The following is a 19,777-nucleotide window of genomic DNA, read 5'->3' on the forward strand; positions in this document are numbered from 1 at the left end:
ATTGATGCAACACGAAGCGCATTTTTGGCTACGCTTCGTGTTTTTTGATTCCAAAAAAATCTCCTCGTAGCGAGGGGCCGGCACATTAGATTAGAGCAATCGCGAGCAGTGTGAACAGGCTTAACGTCAATATGGAGGTGCGAGCCCTGAATCCATAGGGCAAGAAAGCGGAGGTCGTTACAGGTCCGTCTCTTCGATCTGTCTCCAAGTACACGTTACCACGATCCACTCTTACGATTCTTCCTTCGTGTACACGACCGTCTCTAGTCGTAATGCGGACTCTCTGGTTCATGTGTCGCATGCAGCAATAATAGGTTTCCATCTCATCATCCCTTTCTTTAATAAAGCATCATATGAACGTGTTGGAAAAGAGGTCGCGGCAGTTATACTCTCTACATGATAGATTCCGCTAGTTTACGAAATTTTGAGAAACGGACTTTAAGAGCACTTTTAAACCCTGTCAGTACAAAACTGGCAGGGTTCAAAAATGTTATTTGTTTAGAAACAGAAAGAACTAGTTATGATAACCAGCAATATGAAAAGAACTAAGGCAGCTGTCATTTTATTTCAGTCTGTAAAAGATGAAGATAGACGAAAGGTCGGGGAGAACACATAGGATTGTGGACGAAGGAGCAACTGCGGGCATTTATTAAGGAGAACAAGCTGGTCACGGCACAGGATGCTCAAAACGCGCTGAAAGACCTCTTTGCGGAGACGATTCAGGAAATGCTGGAGGCGGAGATGGACACGCATCTGGGCTACGAGGAGCACGAGACGAAAGCCAAGATGTCGCTAGCGATAGTAGTTCCGGAAGGAAGCAGCCGCGCCGATTCCGATCACTCGGAACGCGTTAGGACCGATGCCGCCAGCCAGCCTCTGCTGACGCTGCCTGCAAAAAAAAGAAGCTCCCTTTCGCCGAAGGGAGCTTCTTGCTGAGCTTAGCCGCGCCGCCTAGAAGCTGCTCGGCGGCGGCGGTACGGGAGGATGCGAGGGCGGATTCGGAGCGAATGTCCTGGACGCGCTGACGAACAGCGTAACGGCGGTGGCCAGATGCATGGCCATGCCGACAAACGGAATCCAGGCAATCAGCGAGGTGATGATGCCGAGGATGGAGCCGCTGCTGGATTCGCCATTGCTCTTGGACAAGGCAAAGGTAATGATATGCAGGATAAGCATGACGAATAAAGGCACATAACCGAAGCCGATCACGATCAAGGCTCCTGCCAGCGGGATGCCGAGGACCAGTTCCATAACCCCCGTCAGCCATTTCATAGTGCGGGATGCAGGCATGAAGGTATTCCCCCTATAGTCTGATAGAACGACTATATCAGGAGAATTTACAAAATGCTACCATCATCCGCCCGCTGTCATCCTCGTTCAGGCGTGCAATCCGAGCGAGCCGCTCCCCGCGGAGCCGCTGACGGCGCTGTTGATGGCGCCGGCATAATCCGCGGCAGAGCCGTACTGCGAGTATTTGAGAATATCGTCATAGAGCTGCATGAATCCGCCCGCAAGGCCGGGCATGAAGTCAGTCCGAGGGCGCAGCTCCAGGCAGAGGGGCTGTTGCCGGCTCCCCCGTCGTACCGCATCCGATCCTGATACCGCTTGCAGATGCTCGGAGCGCGGCGGATTGGCCTGCCCTTCCTCTTCTACCGGAACCGCCGATCTCCCGTGCTGCCAGCTGCCAAGTTAAATCTCCGATGTATAAAGGATAGTTGATGTCCCTAAAAAAAGGTTTACAGAGGGTGCCGCTCTCCCTATAATGAGAACAATCGCGATTGTTAATAGTAAAAAATACGATTATCTGCAAGGGGATGCCTGTATCATGTTCAAGAAGATGTTTCTCTTTCCGTCTCTTTTAATTTCCCTCCTGCTGCTTGCCGCCTGCTCCGATGCCAAGGAAGCCGGAACAGGCAATTCCGGGCAGGTACAAGCCGGCGAGAAGAACCTCCGCCTTCTCTTCAATATCCAGAGCCATGCGATCGACCCTCATACCGATACGACTTACATCGCCGTGAGAGCCGGCATCGCCGAAACGCTGGTCGTGATCAGCGACGAGCTCGGCCTGCAGCCCGGTCTGGCGGACGAATGGAGCAGCAAGGACGGCCAGCACTGGACGTTCCATATCCGGGAAGGAGCCGCCTTCCACGATGGACAACCGCTCGACGCGGAAGCGGTCAAGCTGTCCCTGGAACGAGCCCAGGAGCTGAACCCGGCTGTCCGGAACACGCTTGGCCTTCGCGAAATCCATGCCGACGGCCAGCAGCTGAGGCTGGTGACGGAAACTCCCAACCCGGAGCTTCCCTCCAGCTTTGTCCACCCCAACACCGCCATCGTCGCTGCCGCCTCCACGGACTCCGATCCGGTCGGCACCGGTCCCTTCAAGCTGGCTGCCTTCCGCTCCGGCAGCAGCCTCAAGGTCGACCGGAATACCGGCTACTGGGGCGGTCCGGTCAAGCTTGATCATGCCGAAATCCTCTTCAATTCGGACGCCAACGCGAGGCTGATGGCGATCAAGGCCGGGAGCGCCGATATCGTCTTCCGTCCGCCGCTGGAGAGCTTCGCCCAGCTCCAGAACGACCCGTCCCTCACGCTTGAATCCCGGTCCAGCCTGAGAACCCACCTCCTGATGTACAATATGCGCAACGGGCATCTCGCGCAGGAGCAAGTGCGCAGAGCCTTCGATCTCCTCATCGACCGCGAGACGATCACCAGGGACATCATGGCCGGCCAGGCTACGGCGGCGGCCGGCGCCTTCCCGGCCGAAGCGCCGTTCTCTCCCGCCTACAGGCCCAAGGCGTTCAGCCTCGACCAGGCTCGCGAAGCATTCCGCGAGGCGGGTTATACCGTCGAGGGGGGCAAGGTGAGCGACCAAGGCAAACCGCTCTCCTTCCGCCTTCTCACCTACTCCTCCCGAGCCGAGCTGCCGCTGATCGCCCAGCTTATCCAAGCCCATGCCGGCGAGCTCGGCATCAAGCTGGATATACGCCAGGCGGAGAACATCGATGAATATCTCGCCGCCAACGACGACTGGGACCTGGCTACCTACAGTCTGGTCACGGCGCCGCGGGGCGAGGCCTCCTACTTCCTGAACAGCGGGTATTTGCCGGAGGGAGCTCTGAATTACAGCCATATCGACCATCCCGGCCTGCAGGCAGCGATCGGCACCCTCAATGAGGCCGTCGACGCCGAGGAACGGCTCCGGCTGAGCCGCCAGGCGATGGCTATCGCGGACAGCGAGACGCTGAACTCGTTCATCGTCCATCCCAATAACGTTGTCGTCTACAGCGGCAACGTCCGCGGCTGGAAAACGACGATGAGCGAGTATTATCTGCTCACCAAAGACCTGGACGTCGCGAGCTGACATGGCTGCGGCTATCGCCAAAAAAGCCTTGCGCCTGCTTGTATTCCTGCTCGGCCTCACCTTCCTGAGCTTTTGCCTGCTGAAGCTTGTGCCGGGAGATCCAGTCCGGGGCATCCTGAGGGTGGATGAGATGGCCGCAACCCAGGACCAGATGGGCGGAATCCGCACGGAGCTCGGACTCGACCTGCCGCTGCACCGCCAGTACGGCATCTGGCTGTCCCAGCTTCTGAAGCTGGATTTAGGCTCCTCCTACTTGAGCGGTCGGCCGGTCGCGGCCGAATTCGCCGAGAAGCTTCCGCATACGCTGGCGCTCGCAGCCGGCTCGCTGCTCGTCATGCTGCTGGTCTCCCTGCCGCTCGGAGCGCTCGCCGCCAGGCATCGGAACCGATGGCCGGACCGGGTGAGCCGCTACTTGTCGGCAGCCGTTTCTTCCATGCCCAGCTTCTGGCTCGGACTGCTGCTGATCGATCTGTTCGCGGCTCGCCTTCAACTGCTTCCCCCTATGGGCAACGAGGGGATCGCCTCTCTCATCCTGCCGTCCGCAACGCTGGGCCTGTCCATGGCAGCCCTCTATGTCGGCTTGATCCGCTCCAGCCTGATCGAAAGCGGGAACCAGGAGTTCGTCCTGTCGGCGCGGGCGCGCGGCATCCATCCCTTCCGCATCTTTTTCCGGCATCAGCTCCGGCACAGCCTCGTCCCTCTGCTGACGCTGCTCGGCGAAAGCCTGGGCAGCCTGCTCGGAGGAACGGTCGTCATCGAAACCTTGTTCAATTACCCGGGAATCGGCAAATGGATCGTCGATGCGGTGTCTGCACGCGACTATCCCGTCATTATGGGCTATGTGCTGTTCGCCGCCCTGTTCATCGTTCTCGTCAACCGTTCGACGGAAGCGGCTTGCCGGCTTGCCAATCCCGAACTGGCACGAAAGGAGCTGCGCCATTCATGAACATAAGCATGCGAACCGCCGGCTTGCTGCTTGCTGCCGCAGCGGCTGTCGCACTCGTCACGATCCCATCGCCCACTCCTTGGAATCCGTATGAGATCTCCATGGGAGAACGCCTGCTGCCGCCGGGAACGGCGCACTGGCTCGGCACGGACCATCTGGGACGGGACCTGCTGGCGAGAATCATCGCCGGAGCCCGTCCCACCATCGGGATCGGCCTGGCCGTCCTGCTCGTCTCCATCGCCATAGGCGTGCCCCTCGGACTGCTGTCCGGCATGAAGGGCGGCCGCACGGACAGCATCTTCAAGCCGATCATCGACGGCTTCATGACGTTTCCCGACTACCTGTCCGCCATCATTCTGAGCGCGCTTCTGGGACCCGGGCTCATGTCCATGCTCATCGCCGTCATCGCCGTGAAATGGGTGCGCTATGCCCGTCTCGCCCGCAGCGTCGCGCTGGCGGAAAAGGAAAAGGACTACGCCGCGATGGCTCTGCTCAGCGGCCTCCGGCCGGTCCGCTTGGTCCTGAAGCATATCCTTCCGCATGCAATGGGCCATGTCGCCGCGCTCGCGGCCGCGGATCTCGGCAAGATCATCCTGCTGATGGCTTCCTTGTCCTACCTCGGCCTCGGCTCCCAGCCGCCGGCGCCGGAATGGGGCTCCATGCTGAGCGAAGGGCGCGCCTACTTCCATGCGGCGCCTCACCTCATGCTTGCGCCGGGCCTGGCCGTCATGGGCGCGGTGCTGCTCGCCGGCTTCGCCGGCAACCGGCTGCGCGACCGGTACGACGTCAAGCTCAAAGGGGGAGCGGAATAATGCTCGCGATATCGGAGCTGTCCATCCGCAGCGGCAGCCAAGAGCTCGTCCGCTCGCTGAGCCTGGAGCTGCAGGAAGGGGAATGGCTGGCGCTCGCCGGGGAAAGCGGCAGCGGCAAGTCGCTGACCGCAGCCGCCATCGGAGGCTTGCTGCCCCGGCAGCTGTCATGCAGCGGATCGATTCTCTGGCATGGCCTGGAACTGCTCGCCCTTGACGCCAAGTCGCGGCGCCGGCTGCTCGGCCGCGAGATCAGCTATGTGTTCCAGGATTACCGGAATACGTTCACCCCTTTCCTGACGATCGGCTCCCAGCTGACGGAGCTGCTCGGAGCCCATCTATCCCTTGCTGCCCGCGACCGCAAGCAGCGATGCCTGGAGGAGCTGGAGCAGGCGGGTCTGCCTGCCGAGCAGGTGTTCGGCAGCTATCCGTACGAGCTGAGCGGCGGCCAGCTCCAGCGCGCCGCCATCGCCGCCGCCCTGCTGCTGCGTCCCAAGCTGCTGATCGCAGACGAGCCTACAACAGCGCTGGACAGCGTCTCCTCGCGCAAAGTGCTGGGGCTGCTCGATGCCGCCAAATCCCGCTACGGCATCTCGATTGTCTGGATCACCCATGACTTGAGGCATGCCCGCCGGCATGCGGACCGGATCGCGGTCATGAGGACGGGAAGCATCGTGGAGACCGGGACCGCCCGGCAAATACTGGAGCATCCCGCCCATCCTTATTCCCGGCGGCTGATCGCTTCCATTCCCCCGCTGCGGCGCGAGATGCCGGAGCGGCTGGCTTCCTCCGCCGGCCTGGAAGGAGAAGATCTTCATGACCATCGGCGATAACACGCTATTGACCGTCCAGAACGTCCGCAAAAATTACGGAGACAAAGCGGTGCTGCATGACATCAGCTTCCAGCTGAAGAAAGGCGAATGCCTCGGCATCGTCGGCGAAAGCGGCAGCGGCAAAAGCACGCTGGCACGCTGCCTGCTCACCCTGAGCGGTTGGGATGAAGGCGAAATCATCTTTCGAGGCGAGCCGCTTGCCAAGGCCTCCAAAGCCAAGCTCAGGCAAGCTCGGCCGCACATGGGCGCCGTCTTCCAGAATCCCTCCGCCTCTCTCAATCCACGCCTGCGCATCATCGACTCCCTCCTGGAGCCGCTCGACCAGCGGAAAGGATTCCGACCTGCCATTCTGGACGGCGTACCGGCCGGAAGGGAGGCGGCCGCAGCCGCGCTTCTTGAGCTGGTGCGGCTGCCTGCCTCGGCCATGGGCAAATATCCCCATGAGCTGAGCGGCGGGCAGAAGCAGCGGATCGCCATCGCCAGAGCGATCAGCGCGGCTCCGGCCTTCCTCGTGCTGGACGAGCCGACGGCCAGCCTCGACATGACTACCCAGGCGGCCGTTCTGGATCTGATCAAGGACTTGCAGAAGGACCTGTCGCTGTCCTGCCTGTTCATCTCGCATGATCTGGCGGCCGTCCACTTCATGAGCGACGAGACGATGGTCATGCGAAACGGGCATATCGTCGACCGGTTCCGCAACAACGAGCTGTTCGACGATGCCCGCCACGACTACACGAAGCTGTTGCTGGAGGTCTTTCTGGAGTGAACGACAATCCTTCCCTTCCCGGACACCGCGCTTACTTGCGGCTCGTCCTCCCGCTCACGGCCGCAACGCTGTCCACGCCTCTTCTGGGCATGGTCGACACCGCGGTCGTCGGAAACCTCGGGGATCCCGCCGTGCTTGGCGGCACAGCCCTGGCGGTAGTCTTGTTCAACACCCTCTACTGGCTGTTCGGCTTCCTGAGAGTCAGCACCTCGGGGTTTGCGGCGCAAGCCCGAGGAAGTAGCGACCTGGAGCAGGCTTCCGCCCAGCTCATCCGTCCGCTGGCGGTGTCCCTGCTGCTCGGCCTGGCTTTCATCCTGCTGCAAAAGCCGATCTTCTCCGGCTTTATCGCCTTGTACAAGCCCGATCCCGACGTCGCCCGCTTCGCCTGGCAATACTACGGCATCCGCGTCTGGGGCGCTCCCGTGACGCTCGCCAACTACGCGCTTCTGGGCTGGCTGCTCGGAATGGCGCATATCCGCCAGACGCTATTCCTCCAAATCGGCGCCAACCTGCTCAATCTCGTGCTGGCGTTGCTGTTCGTGCAGGCGCTGTCCTGGGGAGCGGCCGGCGCGGCCTGGGCCGTCCTGATCGCGGAGAGCGGCGCCCTGCTGCTCGGCTTGGCCTATGTGCTGCGTTCTCCCCATTTCCGGCTGAGCCTGCCGGGCGCTGCGGCCGCCCTTGGAGCAGGCGGATGGGCCGGGATGTTCCGGGCCAACGCCGATCTGTTCATCCGCACCTTGTGCCTGCTCGGAATGATCAACGGCTTCACGGCAGCGAGCGCAGCTCTAGGCACGACGTTGCTGGCCGCGAACGTCATCCTGCTTCAGATCCATTATTTCATGGCTTATCTCTATGACGGAATCGGGAACGCCGGAAGCCTGTACGCCGGCCAAGCCAAAGGGGCCAAAAACGCCGCCCTGCTGCGCCGCGCGGTCCGGCTCACCTGGGTCTGGACAGCTGCTGCTGCGCTGCTGATGACGCTGCTTTACCTGGCGTTCAAGGACTCGCTGATTCCTCTATTCGCCAGCAGCCCGGAGGTGATCCGCAGCGCGCTCGCCTATAGTGGCTGGCTGATGCTGTTCCCCGCCGCAGCGGGCGCGGGAATTGCATTCTACGGCGTCTTTACCGGCCTGACCGCAACGGGACCGATCCGGAACTCCATGCTGCTATCTCTGGCGGCATTCGCAGCCAGCGCCCTTCTCTTCTTCCCTGCTTGGGGGAATGACGGCTTATGGGCCGCCTTCATCGTCTTCGCCGCCGGACGGTCGGTCTTTCTGCTCCTTTATCTGCCCGGATTGCAAAAGCGTCTTGCAGCATAATCCTCTCGTTTTTGAGAAAGCTGCAAAAGCGCCTTGCTGCAGAACCCTTTCGTTTTGAGAAAGCCAGGCGGTTTTTTTCCCCTCCCCAATCGTCAGTATTGACAGGGATATAAGGGAGAGAAAAGAGGGGATCGCCGTGCAGGGATTCGCTTCGGGCTTTTTGCGGCTCAACCTGATCAGCGCGCTTTATGCGCTGCCGTTCACGATCTATTTCGAGCTTGGCGCGAACTACTACCGGATCGGACGGCTCACCGGCTGGAGCCGATCGCAGATGCGCCTTGTCGTAGAGGGCTGTCCTGCGATCCTATGGCTTGCCGTGACCGTGCTGGCTTATGCCTGGACGAGGAGGAAATTCGGGAAAAAGCGCAGCCGCTATATATCCGCGCTATTGTGGCTTCCCTATTCGGCATTGTTTTTCTATGCGTTCGCCTCCTTCTTCCCGATTACGGATCCGGGAGACAAGCCCAACCCGGCCGTCGGGCTGATGCTTCTGGGGGCGTTGCTCGCATACCCCGTCTATGTGCTGATCGTCAACGCGCTGGCCCCCGTGAATTGGCGGAATCAGGTCAGAGGGACGGAGGAGCTCAAGGACTAAAAAAGACAGCCTCCGACTATTCGGAAGCTGTCTTTTTCGTTGTTTCCCAAAGGGCTCGGAGAAAATAAAACGTGGGCTTTTCACCTTTGAACAGGCTTGCGCCTGCGCCGATGGCCGGCGGCTCGGCAGGAAATGCAGCCATAATTGCACTCAACCGCTGCCGGCAAGATGGCCCGTGGAGTCAACTCCGTGCAGAGCCCTTATAGTATACGGGCATTCTTTTGCTGGCAGCCGACACAAGAATGCCCGCATCTGCACCAGGAAGTTACCGGCGCTCAAAAGCCATCCGGACGGCAAGAGCCGTCAGCACCGTTCCCATGAACCAACGCTGGAATTTCAGCCACGACGGCCGCTGTCCGAACCAAGAGGCGATCGTGCTGGCCGACAGGATGACGAGCAGGTTGACCGCGAAGCTGACCGTCATCTGCACCGCGCCCAGCGTGGCGCTCTGGACGAGAAGCGAGCCTGCGCCGGGATTTTGGAACTGCGGCAGCAGCGAGACATACAGCATGGCGCTTTTCGGATTGAGCAGGTTGGTCATGAAGCCCATCAGGAAAAGCTTCTTCGGCGGATCGATCGTCAGGGCGCGCAGCGCGAAGCCCTGCTTATTGCCGGTGCGGAACGCATTCCAAGCCAGCCACAGCAGGTAGGCGGCCCCGGCTGTCTTCACGATGACGAACATCGCCGGCACGGCGGTGAACAGAGCGGACAGCCCCAGCATCGTCGCCGTGATGTAGACGATAAAGGCCAGCATGACCCCCAGAAGGGAAATAACTCCCGCCCTGCGGCCCTGCGTGACCGACCGTGAAATGAGATAAATCATGTTCGGTCCAGGCGCGCAGACCATGCCCAGCGATACAAGGCCAAATGCCAGCAAAGCTCCAGCGCTCATTTTTCCAGCCCCTTCCTGCTTAATTGGAGGCGGAGGAAATGATAATCTCGGCCCCCGCCAACTCTCATAGTCGGCTCCTATACCTGGAGCTTTACCTTCTGATGATTAGCCTTTTCTCCTTAACTTCGCTTGCTGCCGCTTGATCTGTTCAATGTAAATTATGTTTGCTGCTGCATCTGTTCATCGTAAACTTTCGCCTGCTGCTGCACAGCATTTTATCTTGAACCTCGCTTGGTGCTTCATCTGTTCATCGTAAGCTTCGTCTGTTGCTTATCTGTTCATCGTAAACTTTCGCTTGCTGCTGCTCAGCCTGCTCCTCGCACCCCGGCTCCACGGCCGCTCGAATTCTCTAGTAATATCCTATATTACCTTCCGCCGCGAATGTTGGGAAGACAAAAAACAGGCGTTCCTGAGCCGGCTTGGCTTCAGGACGCCTGTTTGATTATGGCGCAAGCTTACTTGGACGCATTCCCGACATTCCCGAACCGGCCGCCTATTGGCTTCAGGACCCTGCTCGGTCATAACGGGGACTTACTTGGACGCTTTCCAGGCGTCGATCTGCTTCTGAACCTCGGCCATCACTTTATCGAGACCGTTGTCCTTCAGCTTCTGGTTGATCTGGGCGATATTCTTCTCCGGATCAAGCGTCCCCGAGAACAGGCCGTTGTAGACGGCTTCCTTCGTATTCTTCAGGTTCGCGAGCTCGGTCGTAATGCTGCTCGTATCAAGCTGGAAGCCGAGCAGCGGAGCGTTCGTCGCGGATTCGTTGAATTCCTTGAACTTTTCCCATTTGTCGGCAGGATCGGTCGGATTCAGGTAGGTCAGCATCATGTTGCCGACGGAGAAAGCCGGGAAGCCGTAACCGCTGTCCGGAATCGTCTCCTTCACCTCGTCGCCCGTTTTCTTGTAGTGCTTGCCTTCGATGCCGAAGTCGACGAGGTTGATGAGATTCGCATCCGTATACAGCAGGTTCAGGAACTCCATCGCTTTCTCGGGATGCTTGGACTTGGCATTGATAGCTTGCAGGGAGCCGGCCACGGACCAGTTGAACGTAATCGGGTCCTGCATCGGCTTGGAGACGACTTCGTAGCCGGCGTCGGCGGACCACAGGTTGTCGGCGTATGGCTGGGCGTCGGCGACGTCCACGAGCCATTTGCCCGTCTTGAAGTAATCGCCTGCATCCTTCTGCGTCGCTACGTCTCGCGGCAGATAGCCGGCTTCATAGTATTTGTGCATCGTTTTGAGGTAGCTCATCGCTTCCGGGGTATCCCAGACGTTGATCAGCTTGTAATCCGTCGTGTTCAGCGGCACTCCGATGAACGGCAGATCGTTGACGGGAAGGTCGAACGGCAGGAATTCCGCGATTTTGGCCGGGATCGGCGCGATGCCCGGCTCTTTTTCCTTGAACGTTTTGAGCAGCGGCTCCAGGTCGTCGATCGTACGCACGTTGCTGATATCCAGTCCCAGCTCGTCGACATACGTCTTGTTGAAGCGGAATACGCGCTGCTGCGGCAGCTCCTTGTTCGTCGGCACGCCGTAGTTGTGGCCGTTCACCTTGGTGCCTTCGAGGAAGGCGGGATTCAGAGCCTGCTTGATGCCTGAGCCCTGCTTGTCGAGCAGGCCGTCCAGCTCGTAGAAGGCGCCTTTCTTGGCGTTGGCGAAATAATCGTTGGCCCACGAGCTGGTGAAAGCGATGTCATAATTTTCACCGGAGTTGATCGTAATCTGCATCTTTTGGGAATAATCGCCCCAGTCCAGCATCTTCATCTCGACGGTGGCGTTGATCTTGTCCTTGATATACTTGTTGATCTCATCGTTGACGGCGGCCAGATCCTTCGGCGGCGTGCCGATCGTGTACCAGACCAGATTGACCGGCTTCTCGTCCGCCTTCGGCGTTCCGGCGTTGGCCGCCGCTCCGGCATTGCCCGCTGCGGCATTGTCGCCGCCATTATTGTTATTGCCGCCGCCCGAGCAGCCGGCTACAGCTCCCGCCAGCAGGAGCAGGGCCATGATTCCTATCCGTTTCTTCATGTTCTCATCCCCCGTAAGTATAAGATTATCTATTCAGGGACGCCCGGTACAGAGGGCGGCCGTAAATATTCGTTGGATCGGTTGCTCCCCTGAATCCTGATCGCTCTTCCACCAATCGGCGCCGGTCCAATCGGACATACGTTCCGCTATTTTGATGTTTTGGAGCGATTTCCGGAATTATCGGACATACGTTCCGCTATTTCCCTCTTTCAGCCCCTAAATCACCCTTTTTCGGGCAAATAACGGATCTCATGTCCGATAAAAGTCCATTTCCGACCGAATCGGCCAAATAACGGATCGTATGTCCGATAGCGGCCCGGAACCGGCTTGGCGAAGGCAGCCAGCCGGTCGGCGGAGCGAGCTGCGGCTTTTGATTGCCGGAGCGTAGCAAGGGCAGTTATTGCTCCACTTCTTGCGAAGCTGATCTGGCTGCGGCACGAGTCCGTGAAGCCGACGCTTGGTTGCGAGGCAACGGCTGCACGGCACGAGTCCGTGAAGCCGACGCTTGGCTGCGAGGCAACGGCTGCGCGGCGAGAGCCGTGAAGCCGGAGCGTGGCTGCTCGGCGACGGCGCTGTCTACTAGGCTGAGCCGGATGCCCGGAGCAGGCGGAATGGCCGTGGAGAAGCGTCAGCGTTCGCCTTTGAAGGCCGGATTTCCACCTTGACCTCAACTAATCGAGAAAGTCCGGACTTCAACAGCGATCGGAATGGCCATCCGCCTGCGGAGCGGCATCATCCGGTGTTCAGCCTGCCGCGAAGCGGCGTCACGCGGTGTTCAGCCTTGGCCCGCGGAGCGGCCCCACCGGTCTTTTAGCCTTACAGCAGCTTCAGCCTGCCGCAAAGCGGCACCCGATCAGCCATCAGCCATCGAGCCGGTCAGTCCTTCACCGCCCCGATCGTCAGCCCCTGGATGAAATACCGCTGGAAGAACGGATACGCCAGCACGATCGGGCCGGTGGCCAGCACGACCATCGCCATCCGCGACGTCTCCTGCGGCAGCGAGCGGATCATCTCCTTGCTCTGGCCGCTGCTCAGCAGCGACGAGTTCTGGATGATGAACTGCATGCTGTTCTGGATCCGCATCAGCAGCGCCTGCAGCGGAACGAGATTGTTGGAGTCGATGTAGAGCAGCGCGTTGAACCAGTCGTTCCAGTAGCCCAGCGTGCTGAACAGGGCGATCGTCGCGAGTCCGGGCAGCGAGATCGGCAATACGAGGCTGAACAGCGCGCGGAACTCCCCCGCTCCGTCGATCTTGCCGGACTCGATGATGGGATCAGGAACCATCGTCTGGAAGAACGTGCGCAGCACGAGAATGTTGAAGGCGTTCATCGCCATCGGCAGGATGAGCGCCCACAGCGTATCCTTGAGATGCAGGAACTGCGTCACGACGATGTACGTCGGCACGAGACCGCCGCTGAACAGCATCGTGAAGAAGGCCAGAAACGAGAAGAAGCCGCGATATTTGAAGCTTTTTCGGGACAATGCGTAGGCATACAGGGTCGTCATCACGACCGTAAGCAACGTTCCCAGCACCGTGATGGCGATCGTGACGAGATAGGATTGCAGCAGCTGGTCACCCGTTTGGAAAATATAGCGGTAAGCGCTGAAGCTCAGGGCATCCGGAATGATCCGGTAGCCCACCTCCAGCAGCGACTGCTCCCTCGTCAGAGAGATGATGACAACAAAGATGAACGGGAACACGCAGGCCAGGGCGAAGCCCCCGGACACGAGATGGAAAACGGTGTTCCAGAACGGCGAGAGGCGGTGGAAGTCGCGGCTGCGGCGGCTTGTTCCGGCCGGCACAGCGGCGGCGTCTGCAGTTTTCGGGATCATGCTCATCAGAACAACGCCTGCTCTTCATTGATTTTTTTGACAATCTTGTTCGTGGTCAGCACGAGGATCAGGCCGACAACGGACTGATACAGGCCGGCCGCGGTGCTCATGCCGAAGTCTCCCAGCACCTTGAGCGAGCGGTAGACGTACGTATCGATGACGTTGGTGACCGGGAACAGCGCTCCGGAATCGCGCGGAATCTGGAAGAACAAGCCGAAGTCCGCCCGGAAGATGCCGCCGACCGCCAGAATCGTGAGAATGATCATCATCGGCCGGATGAGCGGCAGCGTGATGCGCAAGGTCTGCTGCCATTTGCTCGCCCCATCAATCATCGCCGCCTCGTAATAGGTTTTGTCTATGCCCGCGATGGCAGCCAGATAGATGACGCTGGAGTAGCCGACTCCCTTCCACAGGTTCATGAACACGAGGATGTACGGCCAATACTTGGGATCGGAATACCAGTCGATCGGCTGGACCCCGAGCGTGCCGAGCAGCTGGTTGACGACGCCCTTGTCCACGCTCAGGAAGCTGAACGTGAAGTAGCTGACGATGACCCAAGAGAGGAAATAAGGCATGAACATCGCCGTCTGGTACAGCTTGGCGAGCCGCTTCTGCGTCAGCTGGAAGAGCAGCAGCGCCATCGCGACCGAGCAGACGAGGCCAAGGACGATGAACACGAGATTGTAGAGAACTGTGTTTCTCGTAATGATATAAGCGTCATGGGCTTTGAACAGGAATTCGAAGTTTTTGAATCCGACCCATTCCGAGCGGAAGATCGCTCCGAAAAATCCACCGCCAAGATCGACGCGGAACTCCTTGAAAGCGAAGATCGCCCCCGGCATCGGCAGATAGCAGAACAGGATGAACCAGGCGGCGCCCGGCAGCACCATCAGGAGGAACGCGCCGTTCCGCCGAAGGTCCCGGAATGCGGTTGCAAGCCTATTCATGAGTTGTCCCCCTTCCGAAGTTTGCCTCGGTATTACCGGCCCTTCAACTGTAGCACGGCGGATTTGCGCCCTAGTAGAGACGATACTTTAGCTTTGATGTACAGATTAAAGGTAATCCCTCCAAACAGCTTCCTGACGCCTCCGATTCCATTGCCCGCCTATTCCCTTCATGCTATGGTAAGGCTGGCTGCATACTGACGCTGGAGGGAACCGGACTTGGCCAAACTGACCGAAATCTACCATATCTATTTCCGTTCCAAACTGTTCAACGGCATCATCCTCGTTTTTTCCCTCGTCACGATCGTCACCTTCTGCTCGCTCGGAGCGCTTGTGTACAGCTATTCGCGGGACTCCGTGCTGGGCAAGGAGCGCGGGCTGCAGGCCGAGACGGCGGGCAGCGTAAGCCGATACCTGGACCAGAGGCTCGACCAGGCGCAGGACATCATGCTGACTCTCTATCAGAACCAGCCGGTGCTGAGCGATCTGCTCTACTGCCTCCGCTACGACTTTCCTTCCTATATCCAAAACCGGCTGAACCAATATATCGCCTCCGGCGGCTCGGAGGACCGGAACATCGAGACGTATGTCCGGGCCCAGATGAAGAAGAAGGACGACATCCGCCAGATCGCCTTGTACAGCCGCAGCCAGCGTTTCTTCTTCGTGTTCAACAGCAGCAACACGCAAGGAATCAGCTGGATCAGCCGCGACGGCGACGAGGTTCAGCGCGCCATCGACGCCATGAGGGGGAGCCGGACGGCAAGCTCCCGAACGGCCGGGCTGAATGCGGTGCTCGGTCTTGGCAGCGGCGATTATACGTTCACTTTCGATATCAACGATCCCGATACGCTGCAAAATGAAGGCGCCCTGCTCGTCACCTACAGCTCCGAGGGCATTCGAAACCTGCTGCGCAGCGATCCCGGAACCGCCATGGGCTCCCAGCTCGTCCTCTATCCGAACGGGCAGGTGCTGTTCGACTCCTCCGGCAAGTGGCAAGGCAGCTATCCGCACATGCAGCCGCTGCTGGCTTCCCAAGGGTACGCCAAGCTCGACCGGGCCTCCTATACGTCCGCGCTTTGGACGCCTCGAAGCAATCTGTTCGTCGGAGCGATCGTGCCGGAAGCCGAGATGGAGCTGCAGTACAAGGGGCTCAAGCTCAAGCTGCTTACGCTGACCGCTCTCGGCATCCTCATCATGATCGGTCTCGCTTACGGAGCCGTGTACCGGCACGCGCGCCGCACAAGGATTCTCATCCGGGCGATGAAGCAGGCCAAGCAGGGCAATCTCTCGATTCGGGTGCCGGTGGGGAGCCAGGACGAGCTCGGCGAGATTTCCTCGACCTTCAACGGGATGCTGGAGGAGCTGCGCGCCTATATCGATCAGGTCTATGTGTCGGATGCCAGGCAGAAGCAGGCAGAGCTGACGGCTCTGCAGGCGCAGATCAATCCGCATTTTCTCTACAACACGCTGGAAGCGATCCGGATGCGCGCCATGATCCAGGGAGCTGACGACGTCGGCGAAATGACGTTTGTGCTCGCCTCCCTCTTCCGCTATTCCGTGCGGCCCGAGACGATCGTCAAGCTGGAGGACGAGATGGCTTACTGCCGCCAATACCTGGAGCTGCACCGCATCCGCCATCGGGACAAGCTCCACTATTCCATCGAGATCGAGGAAGGACTCCGCGAAGCTCCGCTGCTGAAGCTCTGCCTGCAGCCGCTGGCGGAGAACGCCGTCGTGCACGGGTTCAACCCGAAGTCGCCGGATAACCGGATCGACATCTCCGCCCGGAAGGAAACGGCGAACGGCGAGCCATGCCTGATCATCGAGGTGGAGGACAACGGCAAAGGCATGGAGATCGACCGGCTGCTCGCCATCCAGAAGCTGCTGGAGAGACGAGGTGGCGCCGCGGATTCCTCGCCTGCCGAGGGGGCTTCAACAGCCTCGGCGCCCGCAGGCAGCGGCCCGTCTGCCGGCTCTTCCATCGGTCTGCGCAACGTGAACGAGCGCATCCGGCTTCAATTCGGCGACGCCTACGGCCTCAGCCTGGCCAGCCAAAAGGGCAGAGGCACGCGGATCACGCTCCGCCTGCCCCTTCATGCAAAGGAGGAAGATGATGTACAACGTCTGGATCGTAGATGACGAGCCGTTCATCCTTGAAGGTCTCGCCCGCCTCGTCGACTGGCCTTCCCTGCAGCTGCGGCTGGCCGGCGAATCCGAGGACGGACTTCTGGCGCTCAAGGACATGGAAGCTTCCGAGGCGGCAGTCGATATTCTGATTACGGATATCTCCATGCCGGAGATGAACGGGCTCGAGCTCATCCGTGCCTGCCGCATCCGGAATCCGGCCCTGAAATGCATCATTCTGAGCGGCTACAGCGAATTCGACTATGTCCGGGAAGGCATGCGCCTGGGCATCGAAAACTATCTGCTCAAGCCGATCGACATGGCGGAGCTGGCTGAAACGCTGCGCGCCACGGTGGAGAAGCTGAACCGCGCCCGGATCGAAGCGCTGACCGGCGAGCAGGTGGAGCTTGTCCGCGACAACATCATGTACCGCTGGATGAACGGCCGCATCAGCGCCGAGCAATGGGAGGCGCGGGCGGAGTTCCTGGGACTCAAGCTGGACAGTCCGTACATCATGGCGGCGATTGCGGAATGGGACGCTGCTGCCGGGGATGCATCGGCCGCAGGGGATGAAGGCATGATGACAGCCGGCGCTGCCACGGAGAATACGGAAAGAGACGCTCTTGACGGTGCTGCCGCTGGAAATCCGGAGAAAGGTTCTAGCGGAGCTGCCGGCGGCTCGATGCCGGAAGGCTCGTCCGCAGAGATGATCCGCTTCGCCGCATCTGCCTGGTTGAGCCAGACAGGCGCGCCGCATCTGTTGTTTCTCGACGACAACGACCGCCTCGTCGTACTGCTCGGACTGCCGGATGCAGATGCCGGAGCGTTGGAGCAAGCCCACTCGCTGCTGCTGGCGCTCAGGATTGAATTGGAATCGCCGATCGGCTGCCCGCTGCGAATCGGTGCAGGTACGGCGGAGCACGGTTTTGATCAAGCCCCGAATTCCTACCGCAAGGCTCTGACCTCCCTCGAGTACGCTCTGCTTCACCCGGAGAAGATGCTTCTGGCGTATGATGAGGTTGCAGCAGCTTCGGAGGAGTCGGCTTCAGTGCCGGCTCGCCCTTCCATACCGACCGAAACTTATGGCAAGCTGCTGCTGGCGCTTGACGAGGAAGCTTTAATGGAAAAAATCAGCCGGGATCTGGACGATCTCGCCGGCAGCTCCAGCGTCCGGCCCGAGGATGTCCGGCTCGCCGCAACGGAGATGGTGCTGGAAATAAAGCGCCAGGTCGGAGACGCGCTTCAGCAGGGGGATCTCCCTCCCTTTCAGGGGGCCGCCGCCGACCTGTACCGTTGCGCCTCCCTCGACGAGCTCAAGGAGCAGGTGCGGCGAATCGCCCGGACCGCCTTGCAGGCGCTAGGGGCCAGGCAGGAGCAGAGTCCGGTCGTACGCCAGATTCTGGCTGAGATCCGGACGTCATATATGCACGATTATTCGCTCAAGACGCTTGGCGCCGCCTACCATGTCAATCCTGTCTACCTCGGTCAGCTCATCCACAAAGAGACCGGCCACAGCTTCTCCGACTGCCTGCACCGGGTACGGATCGACAAGGCGATGGAGCTGCTCCGCGGCACGGGGATGAAAAACCATGATATCGCCAAAGCTGTCGGCTACTGGGATACGGCGCATTTTTACAAGCATTTCAAAAAGCTCGTCGGCGTTTCTCCTTCTCAATTCCGCCGGCTCGTGTAGGATTTCGGCTGCATGGCGGCGAAAAGGCAGTCGTGGCTGGTTGCAATCGAGGGCTGGTTGCAATCGATGGCTCGTTGCTGTCGAGAGCTGGTTGCTGTCGAGAGCTGGTTGCTGTCGATAGCTCGTTGCTGTCGATAGCTCGTTGCTGTCGATAGCTCGTTGCTGTCGATAGCTCGTTGCTGTCGATAGCTGGAAGCTATTGAAGGCTGGATGCAACTCCGGTCCGCTGCATCCCGTCTAGGGAGGAGTATCGGCTGCTTGCTCTAGCAGAGAGAACCAAACTAGATGCCGAATTCAAATACAATTGAACAGATGCGGGGGATGGCGGTTTGGTCATGCATTCGGATGTCATTTTGCGAAAAATAGAAGACAGGGATCTGTTGCGCATCTGGGAGCTTGCTTACAAGGACGAGGCGCCGGAATGGAAACAATGGGATGCGCCCTACTACGAACATAAGCCGATTCCCTATGAAGAGTTCCTGAGCGGGAAGGAAGCCTTCGCGCAAAACCGGTGGGTCATCGAAACGGCGGGAACCGTCATCGGCACGGCCGGCTTCTACTGGGAGCATGAGCCTTCTCTATGGTCGGAAATGGGAATCGTCATCTACGAGCCTGCATATTGGAGCGGAGGCTACGGCACCGAGGCCGTCCGCCTGCTCATGAGGGAAATGTTCTCGACGATGCCGCTCGTACGCGTCGGGTATACGACCTGGTCCGGCAACATGCGGATGATCCGGGTCGGCGAAAAGCTCGGCATGACGATGGAAGCCAGGCTGCGAAAATGCCGGTACTGGAACGGGGAGTATTACGACTCCATCCGGATGGGCATCCTGCGGGAAGAGTGGGAAGTCATTGAAGCCGCTGCGGGAGAGCGGACTTGATCGGCATGCACCAGGAGCCGCTGATTCCCAAAAGCTCGGCCTGTCCGGCGCTGAACGGAGGGCAGATCGAAGAACGGACCGAACTCGCCTTTCATCCGCTGCAGCCGGTTCGCCAGCGCTACGGCGCCCTTGGCAACCTGCGGGAGATCGGGCAGCCGATCGCAGGCTTGGAGCCTGTTCCGGCGGATGTCGGCAATGAATGAAGGATCAGAATTATTGCAGGCCCGCGCGGCAAATACGCTGGGTTCATCGTTCAAGAGATTCGAAGGAGGCTGAAGGAATGGAATCTAGTCTGGAAGATTTTTTGAAGCTGGACATCCGCATCGGCACGATCCGGACGGCGGAGCCTTTTCCCGAGGCGCGCAAGCCGGCGATCAAGCTGACCATTGATTTCGGGGAGCTCGGCCTCAAGCAGTCCTCGGCTCAGATCACGAAGCGTTACGCTCCGGAGGAGCTGATCGGGCGGCAAATTGCCGCTGTCGTGAACTTCCCGCCGCGGCGCATCGCCGGCTTCCGCTCCGAGGTGCTCGTGCTTGGCGGCTGTCCGGAAGAAGGCGACGTCGTGCTGCTTCGTCCCGACAGCGATGTGCCTTGCGGCACTCCGATTGCTTAAAGGCCAGTTATATGAAGCTATTGAAGCGATCATTTTCCGGTTATAGGAAGCTATTAAAGCGATTATTCAAATGAAGCGATCATTCTAATGAAGCGATCACGAAAGCTTCACCAAAGCGACGGCAAAATGAGAAT

General features: G+C 59.5%; 20 protein-coding genes and 1 pseudogene. 13 read left to right on the forward strand and 8 right to left on the reverse strand.

Annotated elements, in window-relative coordinates; translation table 11 throughout:
• Positions 1 to 85: 85 nt before the first annotated feature.
• Both AC06G8_RS19015 and AC06G8_RS19020 read right to left on the reverse strand, forming a co-directional pair.
• Complete coding sequence (locus tag AC06G8_RS19015; protein WP_447664362.1) at positions 86 to 322, reverse strand: hypothetical protein; 237 nt, start codon at positions 320 to 322, stop codon at positions 86 to 88.
• A gap of 176 nt (positions 323 to 498) precedes the next feature.
• On the reverse strand, positions 499 to 561 hold the full coding sequence (locus tag AC06G8_RS19020; protein WP_447664410.1) for a YjcZ family sporulation protein: 63 nt from the start codon (positions 559 to 561) through the stop codon (positions 499 to 501).
• Between the two features lie 51 nt (positions 562 to 612).
• Between AC06G8_RS19020 and AC06G8_RS19025 the strand changes: the two are divergent.
• Positions 613 to 775, forward strand: a pseudogene (locus AC06G8_RS19025) (IS256 family transposase); the annotation flags it as partial.
• A 176-nt stretch (positions 776 to 951) separates the two neighbouring features.
• On the opposite strand, the gene AC06G8_RS19030 reads toward AC06G8_RS19025, so the two are convergent.
• Positions 952 to 1,290, reverse strand: coding sequence for a hypothetical protein (locus tag AC06G8_RS19030; RefSeq protein WP_447664360.1), 339 nt, complete (start codon positions 1,288 to 1,290; stop codon positions 952 to 954).
• Positions 1,291 to 1,377: 87 nt separating this feature from the next.
• Positions 1,378 to 1,500, reverse strand: a complete 123-nt coding sequence (locus AC06G8_RS19035; RefSeq protein ID WP_480283555.1) for a hypothetical protein — start codon at positions 1,498 to 1,500, stop codon at positions 1,378 to 1,380.
• Between the two features lie 325 nt (positions 1,501 to 1,825).
• Here AC06G8_RS19035 and nikA point away from each other — a divergent pair, with 325 nt between their 5' ends.
• The 7 genes from nikA to AC06G8_RS19070 all read left to right on the forward strand — a co-directional run bounded on the left by nikA (position 1,826) and on the right by AC06G8_RS19070 (position 8,632).
• On the forward strand, positions 1,826 to 3,364 hold the full coding sequence (gene nikA / locus AC06G8_RS19040) for a nickel ABC transporter substrate-binding protein (protein WP_480283556.1): 1,539 nt from the start codon (positions 1,826 to 1,828) through the stop codon (positions 3,362 to 3,364).
• Position 3,365: 1 nt separating this feature from the next.
• Complete coding sequence (gene nikB, locus AC06G8_RS19045) at positions 3,366 to 4,310, forward strand: nickel ABC transporter permease (protein ID WP_480283557.1); 945 nt, start codon at positions 3,366 to 3,368, stop codon at positions 4,308 to 4,310.
• Positions 4,307 to 5,122: a nickel transporter permease gene (gene nikC / locus AC06G8_RS19050; protein WP_447664357.1), complete on the forward strand. Its 816-nt coding sequence runs from the start codon at positions 4,307 to 4,309 to the stop codon at positions 5,120 to 5,122. Before nikB ends, nikC begins: the two co-directional genes overlap by 4 nt.
• Positions 5,122 to 5,952 (forward strand): ATP-binding cassette domain-containing protein, encoded by an 831-nt coding sequence (locus tag AC06G8_RS19055; protein ID WP_480283558.1) that lies wholly within the window; start codon positions 5,122 to 5,124, stop codon positions 5,950 to 5,952. Before nikC ends, AC06G8_RS19055 begins: the two co-directional genes overlap by 1 nt.
• Positions 5,936 to 6,718 carry an ABC transporter ATP-binding protein gene (locus tag AC06G8_RS19060; protein ID WP_480283559.1) on the forward strand — a complete coding sequence of 261 codons (783 nt, stop codon included), beginning with the start codon at positions 5,936 to 5,938 and terminating at the stop codon, positions 6,716 to 6,718. Before AC06G8_RS19055 ends, AC06G8_RS19060 begins: the two co-directional genes overlap by 17 nt.
• Positions 6,715 to 8,037 carry an MATE family efflux transporter gene (locus AC06G8_RS19065; RefSeq protein WP_480283560.1) on the forward strand — a complete coding sequence of 441 codons (1,323 nt, stop codon included), beginning with the start codon at positions 6,715 to 6,717 and terminating at the stop codon, positions 8,035 to 8,037. The genes AC06G8_RS19060 and AC06G8_RS19065 overlap by 4 nt, the downstream gene beginning before the upstream one ends.
• Before the next feature lie 136 nt (positions 8,038 to 8,173).
• Positions 8,174 to 8,632: a hypothetical protein gene (locus AC06G8_RS19070; protein WP_480283561.1), complete on the forward strand. Its 459-nt coding sequence runs from the start codon at positions 8,174 to 8,176 to the stop codon at positions 8,630 to 8,632.
• 265 nt (positions 8,633 to 8,897) lie between these two features.
• Here the strand turns inward: AC06G8_RS19070 and AC06G8_RS19075 are convergent, their stop codons facing one another.
• From AC06G8_RS19075 to AC06G8_RS19090, 4 genes are all read right to left on the reverse strand, one after another.
• Positions 8,898 to 9,524 carry a LysE family translocator gene (locus AC06G8_RS19075; protein WP_480283562.1) on the reverse strand — a complete coding sequence of 209 codons (627 nt, stop codon included), beginning with the start codon at positions 9,522 to 9,524 and terminating at the stop codon, positions 8,898 to 8,900.
• Between the two features lie 531 nt (positions 9,525 to 10,055).
• Positions 10,056 to 11,555 carry an ABC transporter substrate-binding protein gene (locus AC06G8_RS19080; protein WP_480283563.1) on the reverse strand — a complete coding sequence of 500 codons (1,500 nt, stop codon included), beginning with the start codon at positions 11,553 to 11,555 and terminating at the stop codon, positions 10,056 to 10,058.
• Positions 11,556 to 12,431: 876 nt separating this feature from the next.
• The gene (locus tag AC06G8_RS19085; protein ID WP_480283564.1) at positions 12,432 to 13,394 is read right to left on the reverse strand and encodes a carbohydrate ABC transporter permease; all 963 of its coding nucleotides are present in this window, start codon (positions 13,392 to 13,394) and stop codon (positions 12,432 to 12,434) included.
• Positions 13,394 to 14,335: an ABC transporter permease gene (locus AC06G8_RS19090; protein WP_048746705.1), complete on the reverse strand. Its 942-nt coding sequence runs from the start codon at positions 14,333 to 14,335 to the stop codon at positions 13,394 to 13,396. The genes AC06G8_RS19085 and AC06G8_RS19090 overlap by 1 nt, the downstream gene beginning before the upstream one ends.
• Positions 14,336 to 14,551: 216 nt before the next feature.
• Between AC06G8_RS19090 and AC06G8_RS19095 the strand changes: the two genes are divergently transcribed.
• From AC06G8_RS19095 to csaA, 5 genes are all read left to right on the forward strand, one after another.
• On the forward strand, positions 14,552 to 16,471 hold the full coding sequence (locus AC06G8_RS19095) for a sensor histidine kinase (protein WP_480283565.1): 1,920 nt from the start codon (positions 14,552 to 14,554) through the stop codon (positions 16,469 to 16,471).
• Positions 16,443 to 18,149 (forward strand): response regulator transcription factor, encoded by a 1,707-nt coding sequence (locus tag AC06G8_RS19100; RefSeq protein WP_480283566.1) that lies wholly within the window; start codon positions 16,443 to 16,445, stop codon positions 18,147 to 18,149. The genes AC06G8_RS19095 and AC06G8_RS19100 overlap by 29 nt, the downstream gene beginning before the upstream one ends.
• A 335-nt stretch (positions 18,150 to 18,484) precedes the next feature.
• The gene (locus tag AC06G8_RS19105) at positions 18,485 to 19,030 is read left to right on the forward strand and encodes a GNAT family N-acetyltransferase (RefSeq protein ID WP_480283567.1); all 546 of its coding nucleotides are present in this window, start codon (positions 18,485 to 18,487) and stop codon (positions 19,028 to 19,030) included.
• Positions 19,027 to 19,233, forward strand: a complete 207-nt coding sequence (locus AC06G8_RS19110) for a hypothetical protein (protein WP_480283568.1) — start codon at positions 19,027 to 19,029, stop codon at positions 19,231 to 19,233. Before AC06G8_RS19105 ends, AC06G8_RS19110 begins: the two co-directional genes overlap by 4 nt.
• Before the next feature lie 77 nt (positions 19,234 to 19,310).
• Positions 19,311 to 19,643: a chaperone CsaA gene (csaA, locus tag AC06G8_RS19115; RefSeq protein WP_480283569.1), complete on the forward strand. Its 333-nt coding sequence runs from the start codon at positions 19,311 to 19,313 to the stop codon at positions 19,641 to 19,643.
• Positions 19,644 to 19,777: the final 134 nt, after the last annotated feature.

The organism is Paenibacillus sp. SJS-P3 (genome assembly GCF_056711585.1).

Coding starts and splice junctions, on each gene's coding strand:
- AC06G8_RS19015 (WP_447664362.1), bottom strand. CDS start 322: ATGGAAACCTATTATTGCTGCATGCGACACATGAACCAGAGAGTCCGC.
- AC06G8_RS19030 (WP_447664360.1), bottom strand. CDS start 1,290: ATGCCTGCATCCCGCACTATGAAATGGCTGACGGGGGTTATGGAACTG.
- AC06G8_RS19035 (WP_480283555.1), bottom strand. CDS start 1,500: ATGCAGCTCTATGACGATATTCTCAAATACTCGCAGTACGGCTCTGCC.
- nikA (WP_480283556.1), top strand. CDS start 1,826: ATGTTCAAGAAGATGTTTCTCTTTCCGTCTCTTTTAATTTCCCTCCTG.
- nikB (WP_480283557.1), top strand. CDS start 3,366: ATGGCTGCGGCTATCGCCAAAAAAGCCTTGCGCCTGCTTGTATTCCTG.
- nikC (WP_447664357.1), top strand. CDS start 4,307: ATGAACATAAGCATGCGAACCGCCGGCTTGCTGCTTGCTGCCGCAGCG.
- AC06G8_RS19055 (WP_480283558.1), top strand. CDS start 5,122: ATGCTCGCGATATCGGAGCTGTCCATCCGCAGCGGCAGCCAAGAGCTC.
- AC06G8_RS19060 (WP_480283559.1), top strand. CDS start 5,936: ATGACCATCGGCGATAACACGCTATTGACCGTCCAGAACGTCCGCAAA.
- AC06G8_RS19075 (WP_480283562.1), bottom strand. CDS start 9,524: ATGAGCGCTGGAGCTTTGCTGGCATTTGGCCTTGTATCGCTGGGCATG.
- AC06G8_RS19080 (WP_480283563.1), bottom strand. CDS start 11,555: ATGAAGAAACGGATAGGAATCATGGCCCTGCTCCTGCTGGCGGGAGCT.
- AC06G8_RS19085 (WP_480283564.1), bottom strand. CDS start 13,394: ATGAGCATGATCCCGAAAACTGCAGACGCCGCCGCTGTGCCGGCCGGA.
- AC06G8_RS19090 (WP_048746705.1), bottom strand. CDS start 14,335: ATGAATAGGCTTGCAACCGCATTCCGGGACCTTCGGCGGAACGGCGCG.
- AC06G8_RS19100 (WP_480283566.1), top strand. CDS start 16,443: ATGATGTACAACGTCTGGATCGTAGATGACGAGCCGTTCATCCTTGAA.
- AC06G8_RS19105 (WP_480283567.1), top strand. CDS start 18,485: ATGCATTCGGATGTCATTTTGCGAAAAATAGAAGACAGGGATCTGTTG.
- csaA (WP_480283569.1), top strand. CDS start 19,311: ATGGAATCTAGTCTGGAAGATTTTTTGAAGCTGGACATCCGCATCGGC.